Raw genomic sequence first — 13,725 nt, forward strand, 5'->3', positions numbered from 1 at the left:
AGCACCTGTTATGAAGCGCATTAATGAGTATAAAAAACTATTTAACGTAGATCAAGATTTATCTTTAAAAACATTAAAAAAGTCTTACCGTAATTTAGTTAAAGAGTGGCACCCTGATAAATTTCAAGCAGGAGATGAAAAAGCTCAAGAAGCTGAATTAATGAGTAGAAAAGTAATTGATGGTTACCATTTTTTAGTTAGCATGTCTCCAGAGACTGTTGAAGCTAATAAAGAAGAGTACGCTGTTACTGTTACTAGTCCAATTATGGATTGGAAACATAAAGGATTACTTTTAGAAGTTACTTTTTTGAACGGAGATACTTACGAGTACTTTGGTGTAAACAAAGCATTATATATCAAATTTTCTCAAAGTGATAAGCAAACACGTTTTGCTAAGCGTAGTATTTTTAATTCTTTTCCTTACAGAAAAATTAAAAAGAACGATGTTACTGCATAATTAAGCAAATTACATCCTATATTTTATAGCATAAAAAAAGAGCTTCAGTTTAAAACTGAAGCTCTTTTTTTGTTACTTATGTTTAATCAAGAGATTTACAACTTTTAAGCTTTTCTTATTTCACCTATTGGCTTCTGCCTTCTCCCTTTTAACTTTTGCCTTTTGCCTTTTAACTCAAAAAACTACTTATCCTTATTTTTTTCCTCAATCCACTTACTCATATATTTAGTGCTCTGCATAGTTTGATACATTAGTATTTGTCCTAAAAAGTGATGTTGTCTGTGAGATTGTAAATCGGCTAACAAAGTTTCTACTGTATGCAAAACGTCTTTTGTATAAATAGCTTTATCATATAACGTGTTTATAATCATAAATCCGTTTTTCTGTTTTCCATTCCAATAAATCTTATTAGAGTGCAACTCTACTGCTTGTTTTGCAAAAGCTTTAGCATCATCTTCAATAAATGCATTAGTGTCTTTTAAAGTACCATACATCCCTTCTGCCCCAATAGTTGTTGTAACACAAGGTGTTCCGCCTTCCATTGCATCAATAAGTTTTCCTTTTAATCCAGCTCCAAAACGTAAAGGCGCTAAGCATACTTTAGCATGCTCCATAACTTCCTTAACATTATCTGTATAACCTAATATAAAAAAACCGTCTTCTGGTTTATTTAGTTGCTGTGCTTTTTCTGAAACATAAGAACCATATATATGTATTTCTGCTTTTGGTAACGCCTTTCTTATAAGTGGCCAAATCTCTGTTTTTAAAAATACTACCGCATCAAAATTAGGCGGATGCATAAAGTTACCAATGGTTACAAAATGATTTCTATCTTTAAATTTAGGACTTTTCTTTTGTGTTTCAGGAGAAATAGGATCTAGTAAAAATGGCAAATAATATAATAAATGCTCATCAATATTAAATTGATTAACTAATATTTCAATTTCGACTTGAGATATAATAAACGATAAATCACAGCGTAAAATACTTGCAATTTCACGTTTTGCAGTATCGTTTTGCAAATAACTAATATCAAACATTGCATTATCCTTCAAGGCTTGTTGACGTCCTTTACGTAAACTATGCAAATCCTCTGTATCTAATAATCTTAGCGCATCAGGACATTGCTCTGCTACACGCCAACCAAATTGTTCTTCAACCATAAAACGGTCAAATAAAACCATACAAGGGTTTAACTCTTTTACAAAAACATCAAAACTACTATCGTTAAGTACAATATTTTCCGTGTTTACATTAATGCTAGACAAATCAAATGCATTGTCTGTTTTGGCACAAGCAGAAGCAAAAGTAATATCATAATTAGCAGACTGAAACACTTCAATAAGCTGCATCATCCTACTACCAGCAGCAGAACTTTTAGGTTCTGGCCATACAAATCCTATAATTAATAGTTTTTGATTCAAATTAGGGAGATTAAAAAATTAATAATTATTACTGAGGTTGTGGTGCTAAAGCATAACCTACTCTTACTTGTTCTACCCATTCTACGATGGCTTTTATTTGCGCATCCGTTAAATTAGCATCACCATGTGCCCAAGTGTAACTTGGTAATGGCATTTTCTTTTCTTCTACTTCTTCTGCTAATTCGTCAAATTTGTGGTCTTTCTTTTTTATAGAATAATCTGACCATTTAGAAACATCAAAATGCTTACGACCATCCTCTATATGATCTGCTAACCAATAGTTAACTGGCGTAATCTTACTGTACCATGGGTAATTAGTGTTACTACTATGACAATCCAAACATGCTGTTTCTAATATATTTCTGACCTCTGCAGATGGCTTTGTTTCTGTGAAAAAAGCGGTTAAATCCTCAGTGTTTCCTTCATTTTTTTCTGGCGAAAAGAATTGTGCTATCACTAAAGCCACTAATAAAATTAAACCAATCTTCTTAAATATTTTCATTTTCAGTATTTTTATGGCATAAAAATAAGAAATCTTTGAATACGGACGCTTTATATCAAGAATTAAATTATGTCAACCATTCTAGGGAAAAGCGTCTCTACTATGCTCAAATGCTACTTTCTGACACCAGTTTAATTCCTAAAACATTAGATATTTTGTTTCGGGTTGATGATAAGATTTCGCCAAGAGCTGCATGGATTTTAGAATTTATGTGTAAAGAAAACCTAGAAGCACTAATCCCCTACTTAGATCAATTTACCCAAAATATGGGATTGGTCCATTTAGATTCGGCAGAAAGACCAGTTGCAAAAATCTGCGAATACCTAGCAAAAGCTTACTATGGAAAACCGCCTTCTGAGATAAAAAAGGCCTTACTTCCGAGGCATCGGGAAAAAATTATTGAAGCTTGCTTTGACTGGTTAATTAAAGATGCCAAAGTGGCTCCAAAAGCCTATGCTATGACCAGTTTGTTTTTATTTGGAAAAGAATACGATTGGGTGTATCCAGAATTAATGACTATTCTAGAACGTGATTTTGCATCTCAAAGTGCTGCTTTTAAAGCTAGAGCAAAGCAAATATTTAAAAAGTTAAAAAAATAAGGTCAAAATTTATCAAATTCTTAAACTGTAATCCTTTAGTCTTCCCGCTAAAAAAACTATATTTATAGCTTGTTAAAAAACAACTATTTATATGTCTTTAAATCAACTTAATGCGATCTCTCCAATTGATGGTCGTTACCGAAATAAAATTGAAAAATTACAAGATTTTTTCTCTGAAGAAGCCTTAATAAAATATCGCGTTTTAGTCGAAATTGAATATTTTATTGCCCTTTGCGAATTACCTTTACCTCAACTAAGCGGTGTAGATAGTAGTAAATTTGAAGCTTTACGCGACATTTACAAATCATTTACTACCGAAAATGCACAAGCTATAAAGGATATTGAAAAAGTAACTAACCATGACGTTAAAGCGGTTGAGTATTTTATTAAAGAACAGTTTGATGCTTTAGGTTTAAGTGAATTTAAAGAATTTATCCACTTTGGACTAACGTCACAAGATATTAACAACACTGCTATTCCTTTAAGTATTAAGGACGCAATGAATGAGGCTTACGTACCAGAATATTTTAATGTTTTAAACGAATTAAAACGTCTTGCTGAAGAGTGGAAAGATATCCCGATGCTAGCTAGAACACACGGTCAACCTGCCTCTCCAACACGTTTAGGTAAAGAGATTGAAGTTTTTGCAGTCCGTATGGAAGAGCAATTTAACTTACTAAATGACATACCAAGTGCTGCTAAATTTGGTGGTGCAACAGGTAATTTTAATGCACACAAAGTCGCTTATCCTAATATTGATTGGAGAGCTTTTGGAGGTAGTTTTGTACAAGAAAAGTTAGGTTTACAACACTCTTTTCCAACTACACAAATAGAGCATTATGACCATATGGCTGCTTTATTTGATTGTTTAAAACGTATCAATACTATTATTATAGATTTAGATAGAGACGTTTGGACGTATGTATCTATGGATTATTTTAAACAGAAAATTAAAAAAGGTGAAGTTGGTAGTAGCGCAATGCCACATAAAGTAAATCCTATTGATTTTGAAAACAGTGAAGGTAATTTAGGTATGGCCAATGCTATATTTGAACATTTATCTGCAAAATTACCAATTTCAAGATTACAACGTGACTTAACAGACAGTACGGTTTTACGTAATGTTGGTGTACCGTTTGGACATACTTTAATTGGTTTTGGATCGACTTTAAAAGGGTTAAGTAAACTATTACTTAATGCGCCTAAATTTGCACAAGACCTAGAAAATAACTGGGCAGTTGTTGCTGAAGCAATACAAACTATTTTAAGACGTGAAGGTTATCCAAACCCTTATGAGGCTTTAAAAGGCTTAACTAGAACTAATGAAGCTATAAATAAAACGTCTATTTCAAATTTTATTGATACTTTAGAGGTCAGTGATGCTATTAAAACAGAATTAAAAGCAATATCACCAAGTAACTATACAGGAATATAATAATTATGATTAGCGACAAGAGTAGCATGGCCTTTTGCATTATCACATTAAGTTTGTTTTTTGTGGGAGGAATAACCGGTTTTTTAAATAACCCGCTTTATATGGGGATTACTTTTGTTGCCTATTTAATGGTAATTGTTAATATAGTTCTGATAAAAAAATCGGACACGGATGATGATTTTTTCGAATCAAAAATCGATAAATAACAAAAAAGGCTTATCCAATGGATAAGCCTTTTTTTATGTTTACTAATCTATAGTATCTTATTTAAAAAATGTCATTAGACTTTTAAATTGTGCTTGATCGATATCTGCGTTCTGCAGTTTTTCTGATAGCTTAATTAACTGTTCTGGTCTCATATTGTCCCCTATGATTCTTACAATAGTAAATCCCATTTCTTTAGAACTTGCTAAGACCAAAAACTCGTCTATTTCATTATTATCGCCAACAGTGCTCACTTTTACGCTAACTCCTTTGTCTTTAAAAGACATTAGTTCTTCATATTTTTTGTTTTCAAATACAATCTTAGCTTTAGCTAACTCTGCATTATAATCCGCTATACTTCCCGATTTAGATTTATACGCTAAAACATCCAGCTTACTTACGGACTGGTACGCTTCCTGTTCTTCTTTTGTCAAATTAGCTTTAGAAAAATCTACTACGTCCGTAGAAATATCAAAGGACATAAAGTCTGGTAACTCTTGATGGTCTACAAAATAGGTCTGTATTGAGTTTTGGTCTTTGCAACCTACTAACACTAAAGCAAGCATTAATAGGGATCCAATTAGTTTGATTGATGATTTCATAGTTTTATTTTTTAGCTTTCTTTTGTAACTCTTCGCCTCCTGGAAGGTTCATTTTTTGAGTTAATTTAGAAATTTGATTTAAATCTATATCTCCAGTTAAAGAGATCACAACGGTTTCGATGGTACGCTTTTCGCCATTAATTTCTATATCAGAATCTTTTGTAACAGATTCTAATCCATTAATAAACATCAACAACTCGCTTACATGGTCTTCGTCTTTACCTTGTTTTACGTAAAACTTCATAGCAACACCATTGTCCTTCACTTCCATTAACTCCTCTAAAGAATTACTACGTGTAGCAACCCATTTTGAGATGTTTTTAGCAATCTCTTTATCTCCAGTAGCCATAGTTTTAAAACTAGTGATACTATTAACCATTTCCATGTAGGCTTTTGCTTCTGCATCATCCGTATCTATGTCAATTTTGGCTAACATTTGAAACATTTTAGGTTTTATAGACACGTAACTTACTTGATCGTGATCGCTATATTTTTCAAAGATATCTTGAGCCATTCCTGTTAATGGCATCATTAATATTGCCATTACTACTATTGTTATATATTTTTTCATTGTATTTGTGTTTTAAATTATTTGGTTTATTAAATTTTTAGTGTTTTTCAATTTTTAAAATGCGACCTATTGGGTTTTCCATTTCTTTTAAATAGTCAACTTGTGTGCCAGCTTTAGAAATAGCTCCTAAATAAGTGACTTGAGCAGTCCCTTTATTAAAGGTTTTAGATACCAATTGCAAGTACGATTTGGCTTGATTATAAGCTAACCTATCCGCATCTGTTATCACATCTTCTTTAGGTCTATTAAAGTAAATACCAACCATTAAAACTGCTACTGCTGCAACGCTTAACCATCTAGAATTAAATTTCTTTTTAGTATTTAGTGGTACGTTTTTAGTAAAAGTCTCTTGCTGGTTTACTGTATAGTAACCAAAAATAGCTTTATAATGCTCTAAATGGGGTGCAACAGTCTCTTGCTTAAAATAGTTTTTTAACTGTGCTTCTTCCTTTAAAGTGGTTTGGCCATCTTCGTACTTTTCTAGTAAGTCTTCTATATTATTTAACACCATAATTATGTGTACTTGTTAATTTTTCTCTTATTATTTTTCTTGCTCTTGACAATGCTACTCTTACTGCTGTTGGGTTCATGTCCAACATTTTTGCAATCTCATCAAAATCATATTGCTCGATGTCTCTTAGTTGCACAACCATTTTTTGTTGTTCTGGCAGGTCTTCGATAATTTTAGCAACCCATTCTAAACTATCATTTACTTCTATTTGCCTTTGCAATGCAACACTATGATCTTGGTAATTGCTATGTACAATTTTTAAATTCTGTGATTGTTTCGATTTTAATTTATCCAAACAAAAGTTTTTGGTCATAGTCATGGAAAATGCTTCCACGTTTTTATAGTTTTCAATCTTAGTTTTATTCTTCCATAATTTTAATATCACCTCCTGTGTAGCATCCTCTGCTTCTTCACGAGACACTAGCAACCGTTTGGCTAAACGAAAGACCTTATCCTTAAAAGGCATTACTATTTTTAAAAACTCTAACTGTGTCATTTTTGGTTGGTTGGTTTCTAATACGACGAACGACTATTAAATTTGTTACAATTAATTTTCAATATAAAATAAAGTAAGTACTTTTATAAAGAAAAATTTAAATTATGACTATGAAAAAGACTTGGATATATGCCATGCTATTACTACTATGTCTTAGTATTACTGCGTGTTTTGAAGATCAAGATGATAACACTATAGCTAACACAGATATTAAAGATTTTGTGTGGAAAGGTTTAAACCTTTGGTACTTCTGGCAAAATGATGTCCCTGATTTAGCAGATGATAGATTTTCTAACGCTCAAGAATACGCTACTTTTTTAGATAGCTACAGTACACCAGACGCCCTTTTTGATAACTTATTATTTAACGAAGATCGATTTAGCTGGATTGTGGACGATTATTTTACACTAAACAACGCTCTTAACGGAATTTCTAAAAGTAACGGAATGGAGTTTGGACTTGGTACCATAAACGGTGGTCCTGATGTGTTTGGTGCCGTACAATATATCCTACCAAATACTAGCGCATCATCAAGCACGTTGCAACGTGGTATGTTATTTCTAACCGTTGATGGCGTACAATTAACAGAAAGTAATTTTGGAGGTTTATTGTTTGCAGATAACGATACCTATACTATCGGTCTAGCCGAATTAGATAGCACTAATAATTTAGTACTAACAGGAGAAACGGTAACATTAACTAAACAAGTTTATGAAGAAAATCCTGTATTAATTTCAAATACCTTTACTGTAGACGGGATTAAAGTAGGTTATTTAATGTATAACCGCTTTACAAGTAATTTTGACCAACAATTAAATGATGCTTTTGGAACATTTGTTGCAGAAGGTGTTCAGGATTTAGTACTTGATTTACGTTACAATCCAGGAGGAAGTGTAGGATCTGCAATTAACTTATCAAGTATGATCTCTGGAGAACCAACTAGTAACTTATTTTTAAAACAACGTTGGAATGACAAAATACAAGCCGCTTTATCAGATGAAGATGTGAGCCGAAACTTTGTAGATCAATTATCCGACGGAACAGCTATAAACACGCTTAACCTTAATAAGGTTTATATATTAGCACAAGGCACTTCTGCTTCTGCCAGTGAGCTAGTCATTAACGGTTTGACACCTTATATGGATGTAATACATATTGGAAATACAACCAGAGGAAAAAACGAATTTTCCATAACACTTTACGACAGCCCTGACTGCGCATATTCATGCACAACAGGAATTAACCCAAGCCATACTTGGGCTATGCAACCTTTAGTTGGTAAAAATGAAAATGCAGATGGCTTTTATCAATATGAAGCCGGTTTACAACCTACTATTCTTTTAGAAGAAACCGTATCTAATTATGGTGTTTTAGGACAACAAGACGAACCTTTATTAGCAAGAGCAATACAACATTTAACAGGTAATGGAAGATTTGGTACGACTACTGAAGCGTCTTCTAAATTTAGAATTAATAAAAGTTCTAACTTGCAAACATTAACAAGAGACAATATGTATCTTGATTCTGACGATATTCCCAATATCTTTAAATAAAATTGATAAAGCCTCTAAAATTATTTAGAGGCTTTTACTTTTAGACTAAAATTAAAACCAATACCTATTGAGCCATAAAACATACTTTAATTGGAGCACTGGCAAAGATTCGGCCTTAGCCCTTTACTATTTATTGCAAAACGACGACTACACTATCCAGCAATTAATTACAACAGTTAATACACATTTTAATCGTGTGACCATGCATGGTTTAAGACTAGAGTTGCTAACTGCACAAACTGAGGCTTTAAATATTAAATCCAGTCTAATAGAACTTCCAGAAATGCCAAGTATGGAAACCTATGAAGACATCATGCTAAAGGCTGTGACTGCGTTAAAAGATGACAATTTTACACATAGTGCTTTTGGCGATATCTATTTAGAGGACTTAAAAGTGTATAGAGAAAACCAACTGGCCACACAAAACATAAAAACTGTATTTCCGTTATGGAAGCGCGATACAACACAACTTATTACTGAGTTTTTGGCGCTCGGTTTTAAAACCATAGTGGTTTGTGCTAATTCTAAATACTTTGATAAAGATTTTGTTGGGACTATTATTGACGAGCATTTTATAGACAACCTACCTGAAGGTGTGGATCCTTGCGGAGAAAATGGCGAATTCCATACCTTTTGTTTTGATGGGCCAATCTTTAAAAACCCAATCCCGTTTACTATTGGAGAAAAAGTATACCGAGAATATAATGCACCTAAAACCGATGATAATGATATCTGTAAAAGTGATGCCGAAACCTATGGTGTTTGGTACTGCGATTTAATTCCGTAACTATCACCTAAAATATAAACCATAAAAAAGCCTCTAAATAATTTAGAGGCTTTTTAATGGTTGGTTGGTTTGTGGTTTTTTATTGACTATTTCTTAGTTAAAGTAAAACCCGTTTGGAGCACTACCTGCAATATTAGAACTTAATAAAGCACCTGATGTAGAGTATTCATAAAATGATCCATTAGAAGCAAAATCTGCTGCATCACCAATATAAATAACATCATCATTTACTGCAAAACCGTACATTACACCATAAGCAGATGTAGAGTTATAAGTTAAAATAGGTGTTTCTGATACTGTTGTATCTCCTAAATTAAAACTATATACAGATGCTTCTGAAGTAAAATATACAGCGTCATCATCTATATTTAAATTTTTAGTTCCTGAAATAGTTGCTGGTATATCTACAGTACTAGCAACAGTATTAGAATCTAAATCTATTTCCATAAATTTTCCAGAACCTGTTAAAACATAAACAACATCATCTGATACTGCAATAGAGTTAGATGTATTACCTGCGCCTAAATCTATATCCGTTACTGTTAAAGTATTAGTATCTACTACAGATACAGAATGTTCTGATCCATATTGATTGTTAGTCGTTATTACTTTATCTCCAACAGCCGCTATACGGTCCAAATAGTTACCAATTAATACCTGTGAAGTAGAATAATTTGTTAAATCAATTACAGTTAAAAAGTCATCCGTTACAGAAGCAAAACTAGCGTTATTAGTTACATACGCTTTACCGTCTACAACAACACCATATCTTGGACTTTCTAAATCAGTGCTGATAGTAGTGATATACTCAAAAGTATAACGATTAACAACAGTTACAGACCCACTTCCTGCAACGATAAATGCTCTTGTATCGTCAAAAAAGATATTCTGAATATAAATCCCCATCTCTTCAGCATCTGGATTTTCTATTCTAAAAACATCATCAGTTCTTGTTCCGTCTTCACCAATAAAAATTATAGAATTTGTAACAGAGTTACCTCCTCCTTCATTTAATACAAAATAACCATCTTCATAAGCACCTAAAGGCTCAGAATCAAACGGTATCATATCATCATCGTTACTACAAGAGGTTAGCAAAAAAGCACTTGCTACTGCTAAGAATAATATTTTTTTAAATTGTTTCATTGTACTGTTTTATTTATTAGTGTTTAAAAATTAAAGTTCAAATATGTATTAAAATGTGTTCCTGGCATAAATCGCCCTAACACACTTTGATAATTATGGTTAAAAATATTGTTTAACTGTGCGCCAACCGTAATATTTTTCTTTTTACCTAAAGTATAGTCGATACCTAAATTAGATAAATAATACGCATCAATATTATACTTTGGATTGTTATCTGATTGTGTAAAAACCTCTCCCACAAATACGTATTGGTAATATGCGGATAATCGTTTGTAGTTATAACCTAAAGTCGCAGTTGCTTTATGATAAGGCACATAAATTAATTGTGCATTGCGTTGCTGATCTTCTGATATAGTATAGGCATAATTACTAGTTAAAGTCAATTGATTTTTACCAAAATAATGTGTTGCATTTAATTGCGCTTCTACACCGTAAGTTTTAACATGATCTGTATTTATAGGCCTCCAAACAGTAGTGGTTGGCAACCATCTGATCATATCCGTAATATCATTATAAAAACCTGTAACAGAAAAATCTACTGTTTTAAAAGTAAAAGTATTCCCTAATTCTAATTGATAAGAGGTTTCTGGTTTTAAATCTAGATTACCTCCACTTTGCCAATACAAATCATTAAACGTTGGTACTCTATAATTCTTAGACCCATTAAGTGTTACCGTATAAGCATCAGAGATATCATATTTTAAACCTAAACTATATAAAAAAGGACTTTTATAATTATCTGTTATTTCTTGTCTTGTAGTAATTTCATATAAAAAATTAGAAGTCACCTCTTGTTTAAACAACAAATTAAATCCTGTTACATTGCGCTTTACTTTGCTTATGCTAGAACCTTCTCCTGTATTCTGTGTATAATCTAAAACTGGGTTAATAGTAATATTGTCGCCTAGTTTATAAGACAAATCATACTTTAAAATTAAAGTATTCACACCTCCATCGGTATAAACATCTCTTTCAATATTAGAGAAATACTTATAACTTTCCGTTAAATAAGCCACTTTCAATTTTGAAGTAAAGCCGCCAAATAACCCTACATATTCTAAAAGGTTTCTAGAATCTCGATTTTTATATTTAGATGGTGTTTCTGTTGGTAATTGTAAAGAAAAATGACGCTGACCATCATAAAAATTACTGTAAGCCTTGATTATATTGTTATCGTTAAACTTATACCCTAAATTTAAACCAATAGTATTACTATAAAATTCGCCATTCAAATTGCTCTTATTGCTATCCACATAATCGTAATCATTATCCGATTTTAAATAACTAACATTAGCATTAATACTTAATTTATCTGTAGAAAAATGCCCTTTATAAGTACTATTAATAGTATTAAAACTTCCGTAGTTAACGCCCACATAATGAGAATCTGTATTATTGTAGGCAATCTTATTATTTAAATGGATAGATCCACCAATAGCACCACTACCGTATAACACGCTTCCTCCTCCACTTCTAACATCTATATTATCAAATAGCTTAGTATTTACTGTACTAAAATCGGTTTGCCCATTAAGTTGAGAATTAATATTAATACCATTCCAAATCACTGCTGTTTGTTGGGCTGTAGTCCCTCTAAACGATGGCGAAGACACCATACCAAAACCATTTTCTTTAAAGTAAATAGTACTATTATTATTAAGTAAATGTGTCAGTAATGGGTTTCCTTTTTTTATGATACTATCGGACAGTTTTAAAACTGTTTGTGTATTAGTAAAGGCTTTCAACTTAATATCACTAAGCTCAATAACATCTAAATATTGGATAGAGTCCAACTGTGTTTGTGCAAAAGACACAACACTAAAACATACAGCAAGTAATAATATAATTGTTTTTTTCATAAATCTTAAAGACCCTTCTCCCGAAGATCTAGTTAGATGATGAATTTGGCAGGTCTCCTGACTTGCGTCTTGCTATTGGTCTTCCCATCTAATATAGACAGTGACATGAAGTGTAATAACAAGCGTTATAGCTTACAGTTGCGGGAACAGTTCTGGAATTAAACCAGATTCCCTTTTAATCCATTCAAATAAAGTTTGAATGAAACCAAAATTCGTCGCAAAAATACTATTTAAAATAATGTATTACCTATTTTTTCTTATTCATTTTATAGATTAAATAAATAAAGCCCACTAAAAAATGCACTAATATAATTCCTCCTACTATATATATTGTTAAATTTGAACCGTCCCTCATGACTAAAATTTTATATAAATTTACAGGAAATTATTCCGCTAAAGTGTTACTAATGTTACAAAACAAACCTATTTTACTCCTTTTAATTTCAACGTTTTTCTTTCTAAATTGTAAAGAAGACAAAGGTATTAGCGTTAAGCTTCCGCCTTTAGACAACGTTAAAAATAGTATCGCTTACGCTGAAGGTTTTAATATTACAAACCACAGTAATTTTTCAGTTTTAGAAGTCAATAACCCTTGGCCCAATGCCGAAAAAGCATACAAGTATGTACTAATTTCTAAAGAAAACGCAGCCAAAACATCGTTTATGAAAGACGAATATGATGGCATAATAATAACACCTGTAAAACAAATTGTGGTGACATCCACAACACATATTCCGGCTTTAGAATTATTAAATGAAGAAGCAACTTTAATAGGTTTTCCTGGGACTGATTATGTCTCTTCAGAAAAAACAAGACAACGTATAGATAATGGTAGTATTAGAGAATTAGGTAAAAACGAAGGTTTAAATACTGAGGTTTTACTAAGTTTAAAACCAGATGTCGTGATTGGCTTTGGTGTTGATGGTACTAGTAAATCGCTAAACACAATTAGCAAAGCAAATATACCCGTTATATATAATGGCGATTGGGTAGAAAAATCACCTTTAGCTAAAGCCGAATGGATTAAATTTTTTGGGGCATTGTATAACAAAACCAAGGAAGCTGATGCAATCTTCTTGACTATCGAAACAGATTATAAAGCAGCACAAAAACTAGCAAAAACGGTAAATAATCGTCCAACAGTTTTAAGTGGAGCAATGCATAAAGACGTTTGGTATTTACCTAACGGAACAAGTACCGAGGCACAATTTTTAAAAGATGCCAATGTGGACTATTTATATGCAGATACTGCGGGTGCTGGAAGTTTAGCGCTAAGTTTTGAAACTGTTTTTGAAAAAGCTAAAAGTGCAGACCTTTGGTTAAGCCCTTCTTACTACCCAACTATGGACGCTTTAAAACAAGCCAATACACATTACACACAATTTGACGCCTTTAAAAATAATAACATTTATACGTTTGCAAACACAACTGGTAACACTGGAGGTGTATTATATTATGAGCTTGGTCTAGCAAGACCTGATTTAGTCCTAAAAGATATTATTAAAATTTGTCATCCAGAATTACTACCAGATTACAAAACTTACTTTTTTAGACCTTTAAACTAGAAAACCCATAGTTA

The 13,725-nt window shown here is 32.2% G+C and carries 14 protein-coding genes and 1 riboswitch; of the genes, 6 read left to right on the plus strand and 8 right to left on the minus strand.

The window, feature by feature from the left end; translation table 11 throughout:
- The first annotated feature begins 10 nt into the window (after positions 1-10).
- Entirely contained in the window at positions 11-457 is a 447-nt protein-coding gene (locus BMZ09_RS08740; protein ID WP_090839587.1) for a KTSC domain-containing protein, read from the plus strand.
- A gap of 182 nt (positions 458-639) precedes the next feature.
- Here BMZ09_RS08740 and BMZ09_RS08745 read toward each other — a convergent pair whose 3' ends face one another.
- Both BMZ09_RS08745 and BMZ09_RS08750 read right to left on the minus strand, forming a co-directional pair.
- On the minus strand, positions 640-1,881 hold the full coding sequence (locus BMZ09_RS08745; RefSeq protein WP_090839589.1) for a glycosyltransferase: 1,242 nt from the start codon (positions 1,879-1,881) through the stop codon (positions 640-642).
- Between the two features lie 28 nt (positions 1,882-1,909).
- On the minus strand, positions 1,910-2,383 hold the full coding sequence (locus tag BMZ09_RS08750) for a heme-binding domain-containing protein (protein WP_090839591.1): 474 nt from the start codon (positions 2,381-2,383) through the stop codon (positions 1,910-1,912).
- Between the two features lie 35 nt (positions 2,384-2,418).
- On the opposite strand from BMZ09_RS08750, the gene BMZ09_RS08755 reads away from it, so the two are divergent.
- Together BMZ09_RS08755 and purB are read left to right on the plus strand one after the other, a co-directional pair.
- Positions 2,419-2,982, plus strand: a complete 564-nt coding sequence (locus BMZ09_RS08755; protein ID WP_090839593.1) for an adenylosuccinate lyase — start codon at positions 2,419-2,421, stop codon at positions 2,980-2,982.
- Positions 2,983-3,073: 91 nt separating this feature from the next.
- Entirely contained in the window at positions 3,074-4,417 is a 1,344-nt protein-coding gene (gene purB, locus BMZ09_RS08760; protein ID WP_090839595.1) for an adenylosuccinate lyase, read from the plus strand.
- A 263-nt stretch (positions 4,418-4,680) separates the two neighbouring features.
- On the opposite strand, the gene BMZ09_RS08765 is transcribed toward purB, so the two are convergent.
- From BMZ09_RS08765 to BMZ09_RS08780, 4 genes are read right to left on the minus strand one after another with little or no spacing between them, the layout of a single operon-like run.
- Complete coding sequence (locus BMZ09_RS08765; RefSeq protein ID WP_090839598.1) at positions 4,681-5,223, minus strand: DUF4252 domain-containing protein; 543 nt, start codon at positions 5,221-5,223, stop codon at positions 4,681-4,683.
- 4 nt (positions 5,224-5,227) lie between these two features.
- Positions 5,228-5,794, minus strand: coding sequence for a DUF4252 domain-containing protein (locus tag BMZ09_RS08770; RefSeq protein WP_090839600.1), 567 nt, complete (start codon positions 5,792-5,794; stop codon positions 5,228-5,230).
- A gap of 37 nt (positions 5,795-5,831) precedes the next feature.
- The gene (locus BMZ09_RS08775) at positions 5,832-6,305 is read right to left on the minus strand and encodes a hypothetical protein (protein WP_090839602.1); all 474 of its coding nucleotides are present in this window, start codon (positions 6,303-6,305) and stop codon (positions 5,832-5,834) included.
- Complete coding sequence (locus tag BMZ09_RS08780; protein WP_090839605.1) at positions 6,292-6,801, minus strand: RNA polymerase sigma factor; 510 nt, start codon at positions 6,799-6,801, stop codon at positions 6,292-6,294. The genes BMZ09_RS08775 and BMZ09_RS08780 overlap by 14 nt, the downstream gene beginning before the upstream one ends.
- 110 nt (positions 6,802-6,911) lie before the next feature.
- Between BMZ09_RS08780 and BMZ09_RS08785 the strand changes: the two genes are divergently transcribed.
- Together BMZ09_RS08785 and BMZ09_RS08790 are read left to right on the plus strand one after the other, a co-directional pair.
- Positions 6,912-8,354 carry a S41 family peptidase gene (locus BMZ09_RS08785; RefSeq protein ID WP_090839607.1) on the plus strand — a complete coding sequence of 481 codons (1,443 nt, stop codon included), beginning with the start codon at positions 6,912-6,914 and terminating at the stop codon, positions 8,352-8,354.
- 67 nt (positions 8,355-8,421) lie between these two features.
- Positions 8,422-9,141 (plus strand): Dph6-related ATP pyrophosphatase, encoded by a 720-nt coding sequence (locus BMZ09_RS08790; protein ID WP_090839609.1) that lies wholly within the window; start codon positions 8,422-8,424, stop codon positions 9,139-9,141.
- A 93-nt stretch (positions 9,142-9,234) separates the two neighbouring features.
- On the opposite strand, the gene BMZ09_RS08795 is transcribed toward BMZ09_RS08790, so the two are convergent.
- Together BMZ09_RS08795 and BMZ09_RS08800 are read right to left on the minus strand one after the other, a co-directional pair.
- Positions 9,235-10,287 carry a DUF5074 domain-containing protein gene (locus BMZ09_RS08795; protein ID WP_090839612.1) on the minus strand — a complete coding sequence of 351 codons (1,053 nt, stop codon included), beginning with the start codon at positions 10,285-10,287 and terminating at the stop codon, positions 9,235-9,237.
- A gap of 23 nt (positions 10,288-10,310) precedes the next feature.
- A complete protein-coding gene (locus BMZ09_RS08800; protein ID WP_143067799.1) occupies positions 10,311-12,146 on the minus strand; it encodes a TonB-dependent receptor plug domain-containing protein in 1,836 nt (611 codons plus the stop codon).
- 31 nt (positions 12,147-12,177) lie between these two features.
- Positions 12,178-12,371: riboswitch (cobalamin riboswitch) on the minus strand.
- Positions 12,372-12,553: 182 nt separating this feature from the next.
- On the opposite strand from BMZ09_RS08800, the gene BMZ09_RS08805 reads away from it, so the two are divergent.
- The gene (locus tag BMZ09_RS08805; protein WP_090840113.1) at positions 12,554-13,711 is read left to right on the plus strand and encodes an ABC transporter substrate-binding protein; all 1,158 of its coding nucleotides are present in this window, start codon (positions 12,554-12,556) and stop codon (positions 13,709-13,711) included.
- The last annotated feature ends 14 nt before the right edge of the window (positions 13,712-13,725 follow it).

Source organism: Olleya namhaensis (assembly GCF_900114005.1).
Classification (GTDB): domain Bacteria; phylum Bacteroidota; class Bacteroidia; order Flavobacteriales; family Flavobacteriaceae; genus Olleya; species Olleya namhaensis.